This window comes from Streptomyces sp. Da 82-17, assembly GCF_046098215.1.
In the GTDB taxonomy this organism is placed as follows: Bacteria; Actinomycetota; Actinomycetes; order Streptomycetales; family Streptomycetaceae; genus Streptomyces.
Genome location: NZ_JBJURH010000009.1, coordinates 190,384 through 203,121, shown reverse-complemented (window position 1 = coordinate 203,121; position 12,738 = coordinate 190,384). Strand labels below are relative to the sequence as shown.

Genomic DNA, 12,738 nt, shown 5'->3' with positions numbered 1-12,738 from the left:
TTCATGCCCGTGCCAGCCGCACCGAACGACAGAAGGACCCCATGAGCCGCACGACCCGCACCTCCTCCCAGCCGACCGTCACCGCGCTCGAAGTCGTGCCCGTCGCCGGCCGGGACTGCATGGAGCTGAACCTGTCCGGCGCCCACGGCCCGTACTTCACCCGCAACGTCGTCGTCCTCACCGACTCCGAGGGCCGTACGGGGCTCGGCGAGGTGCCCGGCGGCGAGAAGATCACGCAGACGCTGCGGGACGCCGAACCCCTCGTCGTGGGTGCGAAGTTGGGCGACTATCAGCGCGTCCTGCGGGAGATCGGCGACCGTTTCCGGGACCGTGACGCGGGCGGTCGCGGCGCCCAGACCTTCGACCTGCGCACCACCGTGCACGCTGTCACCGCCGTCGAGTCCGCCCTGCTCGACCTGCTCGGCCAGCACCTCGACGTGCCCGTGGCCGCCCTCCTCGGCGACGGCCAACAGCGCGCATCCGTACGGGTGTTGGGCTATCTCTTCTACGTCGGCGACCCCGACCGCACCGACCTCGACTACGCCCGCGAGCCCGACGCCGCCGACCCCTGGCACCGCATCCGGCACGAGGAGGCGCTCACCCCTCAGGCCATCGTCCGGCAGGCCGAGGCCACGTACGAGCGGTACGGCTTCCGGGACTTCAAGCTGAAGGGCGGGGTACTGCCCGGCGCCGCGGAGGTCGCCTCGGTACGGGCCCTCAAGGAGCGCTTCCCCGAGGCCCGCATCACCCTCGACCCGAACGGCGCCTGGTCGCTGCGCGAGGCGGTGGAGCTGTGCGCGCCGCTGACGGACGTGCTCGCGTACGCCGAGGACCCGTGCGGGGCGGAGGACGGCTACTCGGGGCGCGAGGTGCTCGCCGAGTTCCGGCGGGCGACCGGCCTGCCCACGGCCACCAACATGATCGCCACGGACTGGCGGCAGTTGACGCACGCCCTGGCCCTGCAGTCCGTGTCCATCCCGCTCGCCGACCCGCACTTCTGGACCATGCGCGGCTCGGTGCGGGTGGCGCAGCTGTGCAACGCGATGGGGCTGACCTGGGGCTGCCACTCCAACAACCACTTCGACATCTCCCTGGCCATGGTCACGCACTGCGGCGCGGCGGCGCCCGGCGCGTACAACGCCCTGGACACGCACTGGATCTGGCAGGAGGGCCTGGAGCAGCTCACGACCGCTCCCCCGCGCATCGTCGACGGCGAGATCGCGGTGCCGGACGCGCCGGGCCTCGGCGTCACCCTCGACCGGGACCGGCTGGCCGCCGCGCACGAGCTGTACCTGGAGAAGACCCTCGGCGCCCGGGACGACAGCGCCGCCATGCAGTTCCTCGTCCCCGGCTGGACGTTCGACCCGAAGCGCCCCTGCCTGGTGCGCTGACCGACGCCCTCGCACTTCGGGGGGGGCAGGCGTACGAGAGAATCCGCGGGAAGGAAACGGGGGTACGGACGTGGACGGCGGTTCGGCGGTACTGCTGGTGGCGGCGGGGGTGGCGTCCGGGTTGTCGGGGTCGGTGGCGGGGCTCGCGTCGCTGTTCAGCTATCCGGCTCTCCTTGCCGCCGGGCTGCCGCCGGTCGCCGCGAACGTCACCAACACGGTGGCGCTGTTCACCAACACCGTGGGCACGGCGGCCGGTTCGCGCGCCGAACTGCGCGGCCAGCGGCGGCGGTTGGTCCGCCTCGGCCTGCTCGCGGCGGCCGGCGGGACCCTCGGCGCGGCGCTGCTGCTGACCACGCCGGCGTCGGCGTTCGAGGCGGTCGTGCCGTGGCTGATCGCCCTCGGCTCGGTCCTGATCCTGCTCCGCGAACCGCTGCGCCGCCTGGTGGAGCGCCTCCCGGCCCGCGAGGACGGCACGTCGTACGCCCTGGCGGGTGCGGTGCTGCTCGTCGGCCTGTACGGCGGGTACTTCGGGGCGGCGGCCGGGGTGCTGATGCTCGCGGTGCTGTCGCTGTCGGCGAGCGAGCCGCTGCCGGTGACGAACGCGGTGAAGAACATCGCGACCGGCGCCGCCAACGTGACCGCCGCGGTGGCCTACGCGTTCCTCGCCCCGGTCCACTGGGGCGCCGCCGCGGCCCTCGGCCTCGGCTGCCTCGCGGGCAGCCGCCTGGGCCCGGTGATCGTCCGCCACCTCCCGGAAAAACCCCTGCGCATCGGCATCGCCCTGGCGGGCCTGGGGCTGGCGGGGTCGCTCTGGTACTAGGGCACGCCCCCGGGGGACTGCGCGGCGCAACCGCCCGGTGAACCCGCGCCCGGGCCTCTTACCCCGCCCCCGACCGTCTGAGGGCACGTACCCGGTCCAGGCCCTCCGTCCGCAGGCGGGCGCGGTCCGGCATGCGGTCGTCGGACCGCCAGCGCCAGGCCGAGAACAGGGCCCAGTTGAGGGCCCGGCACGTACGGACCAGGTTCTGGTCGGCGTCCGGGCTGTGCGCGGCGACGTCCTCGGGCGCGTGCGCGAGGTCGAACTCGACGGGTCCGCGGCAGCACGTGCCGAGGTCCACGAACAGCGGCCCCCTGCGAGTGGCGAGGAGGTTGCCGGGGTGGGGCTCGCCGTGCAGCACCTGCTCTCCGGCCCCCGCCCCGGCGATCTCCGCGCTCAGCTCGCGGAGGGTACGGGCAAGGAACTCCCGCTCGGCGTCGGGCAGTTCGGGCGAGCGCACGCGGTCGGTCACGACGGCGAGCGCGGCTTCGGCCCGCTCGGTGAAGTGCGGCACCTTCAGGTCGGCCACGAGGTCCGCCTCGGCGCGGCGCAGGGCTGCGTGGTGGCGGGCGAGCGCGTCGGCGTAGGCGGCCGGGTCGATCTGCGGTTCCGTGGGCGGGTAGTACGTCCACAGGGAGATCGCGAAGCCGTCGCGGACCCGGATCCGGGGCTCGACGCGGGGGTCGAGCTCGGCCACGGGCGCGCCGACGGCGGTGAGGCGGCGCGCGATCTCGACCTCGAACCCGGCGCCCCCGGCGTCCAGTTGGGGCGTGACGCGGGCGAGCAGATCGCAGGGCAGCAGGCGCAGGGCGACCCGGTCCGAGTCGTGCACGACGACCACTTCGTCGACCGGCAGGCCCAGCCCCACGGCGGTCGCCCGGCCCGCGTCGACCGCGCGGCGGAGCTGTGACGGCTCCATACCCTCCCCCTCGTCAAGTCCCGTCGCACGACGGCGCATTGGGCGTACGTACGGGCATTATGCGTCGGCGGGCCGTCGTGCCGTGCGGGTCAGGCGGGGCTCGGCAGCCTCCGGACGGCCGGTGAGCAGCAGGAGCAGGGCCGAGACGGGGCCGCGGATCTCGTCGCCGCCACCGCGGGCCCAGTCGATGTCGGTGGCGACCAGGCGGGCCTCGGGCAGGGGCCAGGGGCGGGGCGGGAAGCGCATCGTCCAGACCCGGTCGGCGGCGTCCCGGGCGGCGCGCGGCGGCATCGGCCGGTCGCGGCCGAGCGCGAGGGCGATGTCCTGGCCGTGCACGAGCAGGTCGAGCAGCGGCTCGCGGGCGGTGGTGCCGGGCGCGAGCCGCCGGGATCCGACGATCGCGCGCAGGTCGGCGACGATCTCGGCGGTGGGCCGTGCGGCGGCGCGGACGGCGGTGTCGTGGATCATCCGGTCGGTGTCGCCGTGCGCGCGCAGGAACTCGCGCAGCGCCCAGCGGTACGTGGAGCGCGCGGCGAGTGTGAGATGCGCGGCCACGTCCCTGACCCGCCAGTCCCCGCAGGCCGTGGGCGTCTCCCACTCCGCGGGCGTCAGGCCCTCCAGGAGCTCGGCCAGGCTCGCGCGCTCGGCGTCGACGATCCGCCAGCGCTCCTCGGCTCCGAGGACTGCGGTCACGGCCATCGGGATCACCCACTCAAGTGGTAAGCTTCACTGACCAAAGTAGTCAGTTTCTCTGACTGAAGTCAAGGGTCTGCAGCGACCCGGAAGCCGGTCGGGAGGAGTCCAGGATGGCAGCGGAGAGCGAGCTCGGCACGGGCGTGCTCCTGTTCATCCCGTACCGCGCGCTGGAGAACCGGGTCTTCGCCGCGCTGGACGAGGCGGGCTTCGACGATCTGACGCCCGCGCAGGCCCGGCTCATGCAGCGCATCGGCCCGCACGGCACCCGCCTGACCGAGCTGGCGGCGCAGGCCCAGATCACCAAGCAGACGGCCGGCTTCCTCGTCGACCAGCTGGAGAAGGCGGGGTACGTGGAGCGCACCCCGGACCCGACCGACAGGCGGGCCCGTCTGGTGTGCGGCGCGGAGCGCGCGTGGGCGGCCAAGCGGGTCGCGGACGCGGTGGTGGCCGAGGAAGAGGCGAAGTGGGAGGCGCACATCGGGGCGCGCCGGATGCGGCAACTGCGCGAGTCGCTCACCCTGCTGCGCGAGATCACCGACCCCTGGGCCCGACTATGACCATCCTGTCCAACTGCCGTCGTTCACACGGAAGTTGACCGCAGCGCTCCCGACACCGGCGCCGGCCCCGCACAGCACTCCCCGTCCGCGTGCCGCAGCACCCACTCATCCAGGTCGGCGGCGGCCTCGCGGGGCGCCAGGTCCGTGTACGCGCCCCACCACGCCCCCGCCTCGCCGTCGCCCCCGGGCCCCAACTCCCCGCCCGCGGCGAGCCGTTCGTACCGTTCGGCAGCGGCCACGTACCGGCGTGCCGCGGCGAGCACGTGGTCGGCCTCGGCCAGCGTGTCCCCCGGCTGCGGCGGCGCGGGGCTCAACGGCACGGCGGCGCGGGCGAGTTCGGCGAGTTCGCAGGCCGCCTGGGCGACGGCGAGCCTGGCCCGCAGCACGTCCGGCACCGCCTGGGCGGAGCCCGCGCACGGCTCACGGGACTCGCGCGGCTCACACCGCTCGTGCCGCTCGTGCCGCTCGTGCCGCGTCATGTGCGCCGTCACCCCCGTACGAAATAGAGGACCGTCATCGTGACGGCGATGGTGAGGATCGTGCCGCGGAGCACGCGTTCGGGGAGGCGGCGGGCCACGTGGGCGCCGGTGAAGCCGCCCGCGACCGCGCCCGTCAGCATCGCGGCGAGGATCAGCGGGGTGTCCAGGGCGTCCGAGGCGAAGAGGAACAGGACGGTGGCGCTGAGGTAGACGGCGGCGAGCTGGGCGACGCGCATCGGGTTGCCGGTCGAGGTGTCGAGGCCGAGGCCGACGGACCAGAGGGCGAACATCATGATGCCTACGGCCCCGCCGAAGTATCCGCCGTAGAGCGCCAGGACGAACTGGCCGATCAGGACGGCCCGCCCGCTCATCCCGAGCGGCCGCCCGAGGGCCTCGCCGAGCCGGGTCGCGAGGCGCCTGCCGAAGGCCAGGACGAGGGTCGCGAAGGCGAGCAGCCAGGGCACGGCAGCCTCGAACGACGCCGACGGCAGGAGCAGTACGAGCACGGCCCCGAGCGCGCCGCCGAGCACGCTGAGCGCGGTCAGGGCCTTGGTGGAGGCGGGCCCGAGCGGGGTGATCTCGCGCCGGTACACCCAGGCACTGGCCACCGCCCCGGGCACCAGCGCGATCGTCGACGCCGCGTTGGCCGTCACCGGGGCGAGGCCTGCGGCGACCAGGGCGGGCAGCGCCACGAACGTGCCGCCTCCACCGACGGAGTTGAGCATCCCGGCGACGACACCGGCACAGAGCACGAGCAGAACCGGCAGCGCGGGCATGACCGGAAGGGCGGGCAGGGCGGGCAGCGTCTCGGACATCGCCCGAGCATCGCGCGGGCGCACGGGCGTGCACAATGCGTGATCGGTGTACGCAGCCTAAGGCTGAGCCATAGGCTCGACGGCGTGCGCTACGACCTCGACGACCTCCGCCTCTTCCTGCACATCGTCACGGAGGGCTCCATCACGGCGGGCGCGCGCCGTATGCATCTGAGTCTGCCGTCGGCGAGCGCACGGGTGCGGTCGCTCGAACATCACGCCGGGGTGACGCTCCTGGAGCGCGGGCGGCGCGGCGTGCGCCCCACACCGGCGGGCACGACCCTGGCCCGGCACGCGCGCGAGGTCCTGGACCGTACGGCCCGCCTGGAGAGCGCCGTCGCCGGCTACAGCCGTCCGCCCACCGCGCCGCTCACCCTTCTCAGCGGCGGCTCGGCGATGCACCGGCTCGTGCCCGAGGCCCTGGTGTCGTTCCTGCGGGCGCATCCGGACGTCGACGTGCGGCTGCGCGAGTGCCGCACCCCCGAGACGGTGCGGCTGCTCGCCGACGGGGAGGGCGACCTCGGCGTCGTGGTGGACGACGAGGCGCGCGACTGCGGGCTGCCCCTCGAACCGCTCGGCGACGACTCGCTGGTGGTGGCGGGCCAGAAGGACGGAATCCTCGCGGGCCGTACGTCGCTCACGTACAGCGAGGTCGCCGAGCATCCGCTCGTCGGGCTCGACCCGGGCTCGTCGCTGCGGCGCTGGATCGACCGGCACCTCGGTCCGCACGCCCCGGCGGTACGGCACCGGACCAGCGTCGCCAGCCTGCACACCCTGATCGCGCTGACCGCCGCGGGCGTCGGCCTGGCCGTGGTCCCGCGGCACGCCCTCGACCCGGACCTGCCCCTCGACGTGTGCGAGCTGCGCGAGCCCTGGGCCCGGCGCACCCATCTCCTCGCCCGCGGCGTCGGCGGGAGCGCACGCCCGGAAGCCGTCGAGTCGCTGGCCGAGCATCTGCGGCGGGCGGCGGCGCGCGGCACGCGGTAGGCGGCAGGCGCCCCCGGGCCCCCCACCCGCCCGAGCTCCGGACCCGGTACCGCCCCTGACCTGCGCTTCCTCCGCCTCCCCCGAGTGGGGAATATCCCGTACGCCTGCTACGCTGAGGGGGTTAGTTGAATCGTAAACTAATACGGAGGTGGCTCCCATGCAGTTCGGGATCTTCAGTGTCGGTGACGTGACGCAGGACCCGACCACGGGTCGCACGCCGACCGAGCACGAGCGGATCAAGGCGATCGTCGCCATCGCGCAGAAGGCCGAGGAGGTCGGCCTGGACGTCTTCGCGACCGGTGAGCACCACAACCCGCCGTTCGTGCCGTCGTCGCCGACCACGATGCTGGGCTATGTCGCGGCGCGGACGGAGAACCTGATCCTGTCCACCTCCACCACGCTGATCACGACGAACGACCCGGTGAAGATCGCCGAGGACTTCGCGATGCTGCAGCACCTCGCCGACGGGCGTACGGACCTGATCATGGGGCGCGGCAACACCGGCCCGGTCTATCCGTGGTTCGGCCAGGACATCCGCCAGGGCATCCCGCTCGCCGTGGAGAACTACGCCCTGCTGCGCCGCCTGTGGCGTGAGGAGTCGGTGAACTGGGAGGGCAAGTTCCGCACCCCGCTGCAGGGCTTCACCTCCACCCCCCGCCCCCTCGACGACGTACCGCCGTTCGTCTGGCACGGCTCCATCCGGTCCCCGGAGATCGCCGAACAGGCCGCCTACTACGGCGACGGCTTCTTCCACAACAACATCTTCTGGCCCGCCGACCACACCAAGAAGATGATCGAGCTCTACCGCACCCGCTTCGCCCATCACGGCCACGGCACCCCCGAGCAGGCCATCGTCGGCCTGGGCGGCCAGGTGTTCATGCGGAAGAACTCGCAGGACGCGGTACGGGAGTTCCGCCCGTACTTCGACAACGCCCCCGTGTACGGACACGGGCCGAGCCTGGAGGACTTCAGCCGTGAGACCCCGCTGACCGTGGGCTCCCCGCAACAGGTCATCGAGCGCACCCTGTCGTTCCGCGACTACGCGGGCGACTACCAGCGCCAGCTCTTCCTCATGGACCACGCCGGCCTGCCGCTCAAGACCGTCCTGGAGCAGCTCGACATCCTCGGCGAGGAAGTCGTCCCCGTGCTGCGCGAGGAGTTCGCCAAGCTGCGCCCGGCCGGCGTCCCGGACGCGCCCACCCACCAGTCCCTGCTCGCCGCGAAGAACTCCCAGGACTCCGAGAACTCCCAGGAAGGGGTGACCGTTCGATGAAGCTGACCGTCGTCTCGGCCGGGCTGAGCGTGCCCTCGTCGACCCGGCTGCTCGCGGACCGGCTGACCGCGTCCGTGCAGGCACAGGCAGAACAGCCCGTCGAGGTGCGGGTCGTCGAGGTGCGGGAGCTCGCGACGGAGATCGCGCGGAACTTCACCAGCGGCTTCCCGGGCAAGGCCCTGGCCGACGCGCTGGACGCGGTGGCGTCGGCGGACGGACTGATCGTGGTCACGCCGGTGTTCTCCGCCTCGTACAGCGGACTGTTCAAGTCGTTCTTCGACCTGCTCGACAAGGACTCCATCAGCGGGAAGCCGGTGCTGCTCGGCGCGACCGGCGGCAGCGCCCGGCACTCGCTGGTCCTGGAGCACGCGATGCGCCCGCTGTTCTCGTACCTGCGGGCCCTGACCGTGCCGACCGCGGTCTACGCGGCGTCCGAGGACTGGGGCGCCGCCGGGCTCGACGGGCGGATCGAGCGGGCCGCGCGGGAGCTCGCCGGACTCATGGCGGGCGGCGTGGTGAACCACGCGCCGCGGTCGAGCGGCACCGGCGAGGACTTCGCCGTCGTGCCGTTCGAGGAGCAACTGGCCGCGCTCCGGGCCGAGTAGCACGCCCGAAGGCCTCGCAGAGCAACAGAAGAAGAGAACGAAGGGAACGGCGATGACCGACAGGTTCGAGAGCGTGGGCCCCGACGGCCGGGCGACCGAGGACCGTTGGGCGGGCGCACTGCACCTCTTCGACGACGGCCCCGAGGCGGCCGTCACCCGGGAGGAGTCCCCGGCGGAGCGCTGGGAGCGGGCCGGGCTGCTGTACGGGGACAAGCGGTACGCGGCGGCGGCGCGGCTGCTCGCCGAGGTGGTCGAGGAGTTCCCCGAGCACACGGCGGCCCGGATGCTCCTCGCCCGCGCCTACTACCACTCCGCCCAACTGGGCCGCGCCGAGGCGGAGTTGCGCGCGGTGATCGAGCGGGACCCGGTCGACTCGTACGCCCATCTGATGCTCGGTCGCACCCTGGAGCGGCAGAGCCGGAAGGAGGAGGCGGCGCCCTGGCTGCGGATGGCGGGGGCGTTCGAGGCCGAGCCGGTGGAGTAGGCCCCCGTGACGGCGGCCGGGTGCGCGGTGCTGCGCACCCGGCCGCCGTCGTACGTGTACCGGGTCGGGCTCAGCGGTCGCGCATCGGGTGGATCGTGGGGCCCGGGAGGTTCAGCTCGGCGCAGCCGTGCCGCTTCTTCTGGTCGGCGGCGAACTCCGCGAGCAGCGGCCGTAGTTGAGAGCCCGTCAGGTAGAGGTCGGCGTAGTCGTTCTCGCGGGGCTTGCCGTACGCCAGGAAGTTGGCGTCCTCGTCGTCGCAGCGGGCGGTGGCGCGGCCGAGCCGCTCGGCCATGACGGCGTCGTCGGTCTCGTCACCCGTATCGACGTTGGCTCCGATCAGTGTCTCGAACGGCTCGCGGGTCCAGTCGCCGTACCAGCCGGTGAACTCGGCGGCCTCCCTGCCGTTCTCGCCCTTGGTGGGGTCGATCAGCACGCAGCTCGTGACCGGTACGTCGCCGGCCGCGCGCTCGGAGAACTCCCAGGGGCCGCCCGACGGGTTCTTCGGCAGCCGGGCGTCCGCGAGCCAGGCGCACTCCTTCGACCGGGCGGCCTGCGTCAGCGGACGGTTCTCCGGCTCGTTCACGCGGTCGGGCAGCGGCAGCTTCCGCGCGCCGCAGCCGTACTTCTCCGCGGTCGCGTTGGCGGCGGACACGGCGATCCGCAGCAGCGCGGGCTCGGGGTCGTCGGTGGTGACCGGGCCCAGTACGCGGGTCAACAGGCGCTGTTTCCGGCCGAGATCGTCCCGGCCGAGCTTCGGGCACTCCTGCAGGATCACGGGCCCGAACTGGTCGTTGAAGCCCGGAGTCCCGTCGGGGAACACGAACCTGGGCTCGTGCGGAATCGTGAACGACTGCTCCAGCTGCATGCCGATCGCACCCCCGCCCGACATCACCTCGACGGACAGGGCGCGGTGGTCGTCGTCGGTGAGGATCGCGCAGTCCAGGCCGCCGTCCGCCAGGTCGACCCGGTCGGGGCCCGCCTCCAGGCGTTCGTCGGGCAGGACGTCGGCGAGGTCGGCCGAGTCGAGGGTGCCGCCGCAGAGGTTCGACGCGTACCACCAGTGCTGCCAGAGGGGCTTGGCCTCGTACACGCCGAAGCCGAGGACGACCGCCGCGACCGCGGCCCAGGCGAGCGCCTTCCCGAGCCTCTTCCGCGCAGGGCAGGCCGGAGCAGGACTGTCGTCGCGAGCGGGAGTGTCGTCGGGTGCGGAGCCCCCGCCGCGACCGGAACTGGCGTCGCGAGCAGGACTCTCGTCGCGTGCGGAACTCAAGCAAACCCCCGTGGTCGTGCGTCGGCGTGATCGTCCCGCAGCCTAGACGGGCGCCGGACGCGGGCCGTCAGGGGGACGGCCGTCAGCAGAAGCCCTGCTCACGTGGCTTGTTCTCCACAGGTGCGGCACAACCCCCGCAAAATCCCTGCCCCGTGGACGGCCCGCGGCCGTAGGGTGCGCAGGACACGTCGATGTGTGGGCCCCCAACTCCCGGGAGCCGACGGCTCGTCGACCCGACTGCCCTGTGCGGGAGGCCCCGTGAGTGCGACGGCGCACACACCCGAGGACCGGCCCACGCCCCTGCCTCCGGCCGGACACGTCGGCCCCCTCGGGCGTACGAGATGAGCGGCCTGCTGGAGCGGTGGCAGCGGCGGCACCGGCTGTTCCGGTCGGCGGGGCACGAGGCGGCGTGCGGGACCGTGCACTTCCGGCTCGCCGTCGACCCGGACGTTCCGGCGGGGCCGCGTTTCCTGACGTTCTTCGACGCCGAGGAACGGCCGGTCGGGCAGCTCGACCACCAGGTGTGCGCGGAGTGCTCGGCGGTGTACGTCGCGAGCATCGCCGTCGCCACGCACTGGCAGGGCCGCGGCGTCGGCCGCGAGGCGCTCACCCTCGTCGCCGACCTGGCCCCCGGCTACAGCTGGGCCACCTCACGCCAGTCCGCCCAGGGCCGCGGCTTCTTCGCCGCGCTCGCGGAGGAGACGGGGATCGACTTCGTGGAGCGCGGGAAGCGCTGCCCGCACATGTAGCGCGGCCCGCTCCCTGCAACCGTCCGCCTGACCGTCCGCCCGACCGCCCGGCCGTCCGCCCACCGGACCACTTGTTGAAAATGATTGTCATCCTGCTAAGGTCGCTCCGCTCGCCTCCCGTCGACCTCAGAGGAATTCCCTGTGCGCCCGCTCGAACGGCTCCGCCCGTCCCGTAGGAGCCCGCTGTCCGTGCTCGCCCTGGGCGCCCTGCCCCTCGCCCTGACCGGCTGCTTCGCCCCGGCCCAGACCGCTCCGGACGGGCCGGGCGGCGAGCGGCGGCTGCGGGTCGCGATGATGCAGCCGCCTCGCTCCGGCCTCTCGCCGCTGTCGGACGACGCGTTCAAGCTGTCCCGCTGGTCCACCGCCGAGACGCTGGTCAAGCTCGACGCGAAGGGCGACGCCAGGCCCGCGCTCGCCACCGGCTGGACCCAGCAGGGCCGCACCTGGACGTTCACGCTCCGCGACGGCGTCACGTTCCACGACGGCACCCGCCTCGACGCGAAGGCCGTCGTGCGCTCCCTGACCGAGGCGTCGCAGGCGGCGCCCAAGCCGCGCATCCTCGACGGCGTACGCCTCACCGCGAAGGCCGTCGGCACGGACACCGTCAGCGTCACCACCGCCGAGGAGGACCCGCTCGTCCCGCACCGGCTCAGCTCCCCGCAGCTGTCGATCCTCGCCGCGAAGGCGTACGACGGGAAGACGGTGAACCCCGTCGGCGCCGGCACCGGTCCGTTCGAGCTGACGAAGGTCAACGGCACCGCGTCCGCCTCCCTCGACCGGTACGACGCGTACTGGGGCGGCGACGCCAAGTCCCCCGGGATCGACGTGAAGTTCGTGCCCGACGGCACCGCGCGGGCCGCGGCGCTGCGCAGCGGGGAGGCCGACATCGTCGAGGCCGTGCCGGTCTCGCAGGCGCCGCTGCTCGACGAGAAGCTGATCACCGAGGTGCCGATGCCGCGCACCAACACCCTGTACCTGAACACCGACCGCGGCCCGTTCAAGGACCCCGCGCTCCGGGCCGCGGCACGCGAGGCGATCGACGCGCGGCAGATCGTGCGCAGCGTCTACGAGGGACGCGCCGACGTCGCCGAAGGACTCCTCGGCCCCGCCCTGCCCTGGGCGTCCGGGCTCCGCGAGGACGTGCGGCGCGCCACGGCGGGCAAGCCGAAGGGCGCGAAGATCACCATCGGCACGTTCACCGACCGGGCCGAGCTCCCCGAGGTCGCGCAGCTCCTCCAGGCCCAGCTGAAGAAGGCGGGCTTCGAGGTCGAACTCGACGTACGGGAGTACGCGAACATCGAACCGGCCGCGCTGGACGGCGAGTTCGACGCGTTCGTGCTGTCGCGGGCGACGGTCCTGGACTCCGGCGACCCGGCCGCGTACCTGTACAGCGACTTCGCGACCGAGGGCTCCTTCAACATCCCGCAGCTCGCGGACGGCGACGTCGACGAGGTCCTCGACCGGGCGGGCCGGACCGCGGCCGGTGAGGCGCGTCGGCGTGCCGTGATGGCCGCCGAGGCCGCCGTGCTCCGCACCGACGCGGCCGTGCCGATGCTGCACGAGCGCGTCATCCAGGGCGACGCCCAGCGCGTGTCCGGCGCCGCGCACGACCCGCGCGAGCGCGAACTCGTCACGCTCCACACGTACGTACGGTGAGGGCCCTGCGCGAGACGGGTCGTGTCCGTACGGGCAGCGCCGG

General features: G+C 73.4%; 14 protein-coding genes. 9 read left to right on the top strand and 5 right to left on the bottom strand.

Annotated features, from left to right (window positions below; translation table 11 throughout):
• The first annotated feature begins 41 nt into the window (after nucleotides 1–41).
• Complete coding sequence (locus ACIDOF_RS18060) at nucleotides 42–1,391, top strand: enolase C-terminal domain-like protein (protein WP_409006919.1); 1,350 nt, start codon at nucleotides 42–44, stop codon at nucleotides 1,389–1,391.
• A 70-nt stretch (nucleotides 1,392–1,461) separates the two neighbouring features.
• Nucleotides 1,462–2,211 (top strand): sulfite exporter TauE/SafE family protein, encoded by a 750-nt coding sequence (locus ACIDOF_RS18055; RefSeq protein WP_409006918.1) that lies wholly within the window; start codon nucleotides 1,462–1,464, stop codon nucleotides 2,209–2,211.
• A gap of 58 nt (nucleotides 2,212–2,269) precedes the next feature.
• On the opposite strand, the gene ACIDOF_RS18050 is transcribed toward ACIDOF_RS18055, so the two are convergent.
• Both ACIDOF_RS18050 and ACIDOF_RS18045 read right to left on the bottom strand, forming a co-directional pair.
• Nucleotides 2,270–3,127: a phosphotransferase gene (locus tag ACIDOF_RS18050; RefSeq protein WP_409006917.1), complete on the bottom strand. Its 858-nt coding sequence runs from the start codon at nucleotides 3,125–3,127 to the stop codon at nucleotides 2,270–2,272.
• Nucleotides 3,128–3,184: 57 nt separating this feature from the next.
• The gene (locus ACIDOF_RS18045; RefSeq protein ID WP_409006916.1) at nucleotides 3,185–3,826 is read right to left on the bottom strand and encodes a maleylpyruvate isomerase family mycothiol-dependent enzyme; all 642 of its coding nucleotides are present in this window, start codon (nucleotides 3,824–3,826) and stop codon (nucleotides 3,185–3,187) included.
• 107 nt (nucleotides 3,827–3,933) lie between these two features.
• On the opposite strand from ACIDOF_RS18045, the gene ACIDOF_RS18040 reads away from it, so the two are divergent.
• Nucleotides 3,934–4,380 carry a MarR family winged helix-turn-helix transcriptional regulator gene (locus ACIDOF_RS18040; RefSeq protein WP_409006915.1) on the top strand — a complete coding sequence of 149 codons (447 nt, stop codon included), beginning with the start codon at nucleotides 3,934–3,936 and terminating at the stop codon, nucleotides 4,378–4,380.
• Between the two features lie 23 nt (nucleotides 4,381–4,403).
• On the opposite strand, the gene ACIDOF_RS18035 is transcribed toward ACIDOF_RS18040, so the two are convergent.
• On the bottom strand, nucleotides 4,404–4,859 hold the full coding sequence (locus ACIDOF_RS18035) for a hypothetical protein (RefSeq protein WP_409006914.1): 456 nt from the start codon (nucleotides 4,857–4,859) through the stop codon (nucleotides 4,404–4,406).
• An 8-nt stretch (nucleotides 4,860–4,867) separates the two neighbouring features.
• Nucleotides 4,868–5,674, bottom strand: coding sequence for a sulfite exporter TauE/SafE family protein (locus ACIDOF_RS18030; protein WP_409006913.1), 807 nt, complete (start codon nucleotides 5,672–5,674; stop codon nucleotides 4,868–4,870).
• 84 nt (nucleotides 5,675–5,758) lie between these two features.
• Between ACIDOF_RS18030 and ACIDOF_RS18025 the strand changes: the two genes are divergently transcribed.
• The 4 genes from ACIDOF_RS18025 to ACIDOF_RS18010 all read left to right on the top strand — a co-directional run bounded on the left by ACIDOF_RS18025 (nucleotide 5,759) and on the right by ACIDOF_RS18010 (nucleotide 9,020).
• A complete protein-coding gene (locus ACIDOF_RS18025; protein WP_409006912.1) occupies nucleotides 5,759–6,658 on the top strand; it encodes a LysR family transcriptional regulator in 900 nt (299 codons plus the stop codon).
• 157 nt (nucleotides 6,659–6,815) lie between these two features.
• Complete coding sequence (locus ACIDOF_RS18020; RefSeq protein WP_409006911.1) at nucleotides 6,816–7,931, top strand: LLM class flavin-dependent oxidoreductase; 1,116 nt, start codon at nucleotides 6,816–6,818, stop codon at nucleotides 7,929–7,931.
• Nucleotides 7,928–8,536, top strand: coding sequence for a CE1759 family FMN reductase (locus ACIDOF_RS18015; protein ID WP_409006910.1), 609 nt, complete (start codon nucleotides 7,928–7,930; stop codon nucleotides 8,534–8,536). The genes ACIDOF_RS18020 and ACIDOF_RS18015 overlap by 4 nt, the downstream gene beginning before the upstream one ends.
• 52 nt (nucleotides 8,537–8,588) lie before the next feature.
• Entirely contained in the window at nucleotides 8,589–9,020 is a 432-nt protein-coding gene (locus tag ACIDOF_RS18010) for a tetratricopeptide repeat protein (protein WP_409006909.1), read from the top strand.
• A gap of 70 nt (nucleotides 9,021–9,090) precedes the next feature.
• Here the strand turns inward: ACIDOF_RS18010 and ACIDOF_RS18005 are convergent, their stop codons facing one another.
• Nucleotides 9,091–10,290 carry a hypothetical protein gene (locus ACIDOF_RS18005; protein WP_409006908.1) on the bottom strand — a complete coding sequence of 400 codons (1,200 nt, stop codon included), beginning with the start codon at nucleotides 10,288–10,290 and terminating at the stop codon, nucleotides 9,091–9,093.
• A 341-nt stretch (nucleotides 10,291–10,631) separates the two neighbouring features.
• On the opposite strand from ACIDOF_RS18005, the gene ACIDOF_RS18000 reads away from it, so the two are divergent.
• Together ACIDOF_RS18000 and ACIDOF_RS17995 are read left to right on the top strand one after the other, a co-directional pair.
• A complete protein-coding gene (locus tag ACIDOF_RS18000; RefSeq protein ID WP_409006907.1) occupies nucleotides 10,632–11,039 on the top strand; it encodes a GNAT family N-acetyltransferase in 408 nt (135 codons plus the stop codon).
• A 141-nt stretch (nucleotides 11,040–11,180) separates the two neighbouring features.
• Nucleotides 11,181–12,695, top strand: a complete 1,515-nt coding sequence (locus ACIDOF_RS17995) for an ABC transporter substrate-binding protein (RefSeq protein ID WP_409006906.1) — start codon at nucleotides 11,181–11,183, stop codon at nucleotides 12,693–12,695.
• The last annotated feature ends 43 nt before the right edge of the window (nucleotides 12,696–12,738 follow it).

What these genes read in the sequence shown, in the direction of transcription:
- ACIDOF_RS18060 (WP_409006919.1), top strand. Translation starts at nt 42, where the DNA reads ATGAGCCGCACGACCCGCACCTCCTCCCAGCCGACCGTCACCGCGCTC.
- ACIDOF_RS18050 (WP_409006917.1), bottom strand. Translation starts at nt 3,127, where the DNA reads ATGGAGCCGTCACAGCTCCGCCGCGCGGTCGACGCGGGCCGGGCGACC.
- ACIDOF_RS18045 (WP_409006916.1), bottom strand. Translation starts at nt 3,826, where the DNA reads ATGGCCGTGACCGCAGTCCTCGGAGCCGAGGAGCGCTGGCGGATCGTC.
- ACIDOF_RS18040 (WP_409006915.1), top strand. Translation starts at nt 3,934, where the DNA reads ATGGCAGCGGAGAGCGAGCTCGGCACGGGCGTGCTCCTGTTCATCCCG.
- ACIDOF_RS18035 (WP_409006914.1), bottom strand. Translation starts at nt 4,859, where the DNA reads ATGACGCGGCACGAGCGGCACGAGCGGCACGAGCGGTGTGAGCCGCGC.
- ACIDOF_RS18030 (WP_409006913.1), bottom strand. Translation starts at nt 5,674, where the DNA reads ATGTCCGAGACGCTGCCCGCCCTGCCCGCCCTTCCGGTCATGCCCGCG.
- ACIDOF_RS18020 (WP_409006911.1), top strand. Translation starts at nt 6,816, where the DNA reads ATGCAGTTCGGGATCTTCAGTGTCGGTGACGTGACGCAGGACCCGACC.
- ACIDOF_RS18015 (WP_409006910.1), top strand. Translation starts at nt 7,928, where the DNA reads ATGAAGCTGACCGTCGTCTCGGCCGGGCTGAGCGTGCCCTCGTCGACC.
- ACIDOF_RS18010 (WP_409006909.1), top strand. Translation starts at nt 8,589, where the DNA reads ATGACCGACAGGTTCGAGAGCGTGGGCCCCGACGGCCGGGCGACCGAG.
- ACIDOF_RS18000 (WP_409006907.1), top strand. Translation starts at nt 10,632, where the DNA reads ATGAGCGGCCTGCTGGAGCGGTGGCAGCGGCGGCACCGGCTGTTCCGG.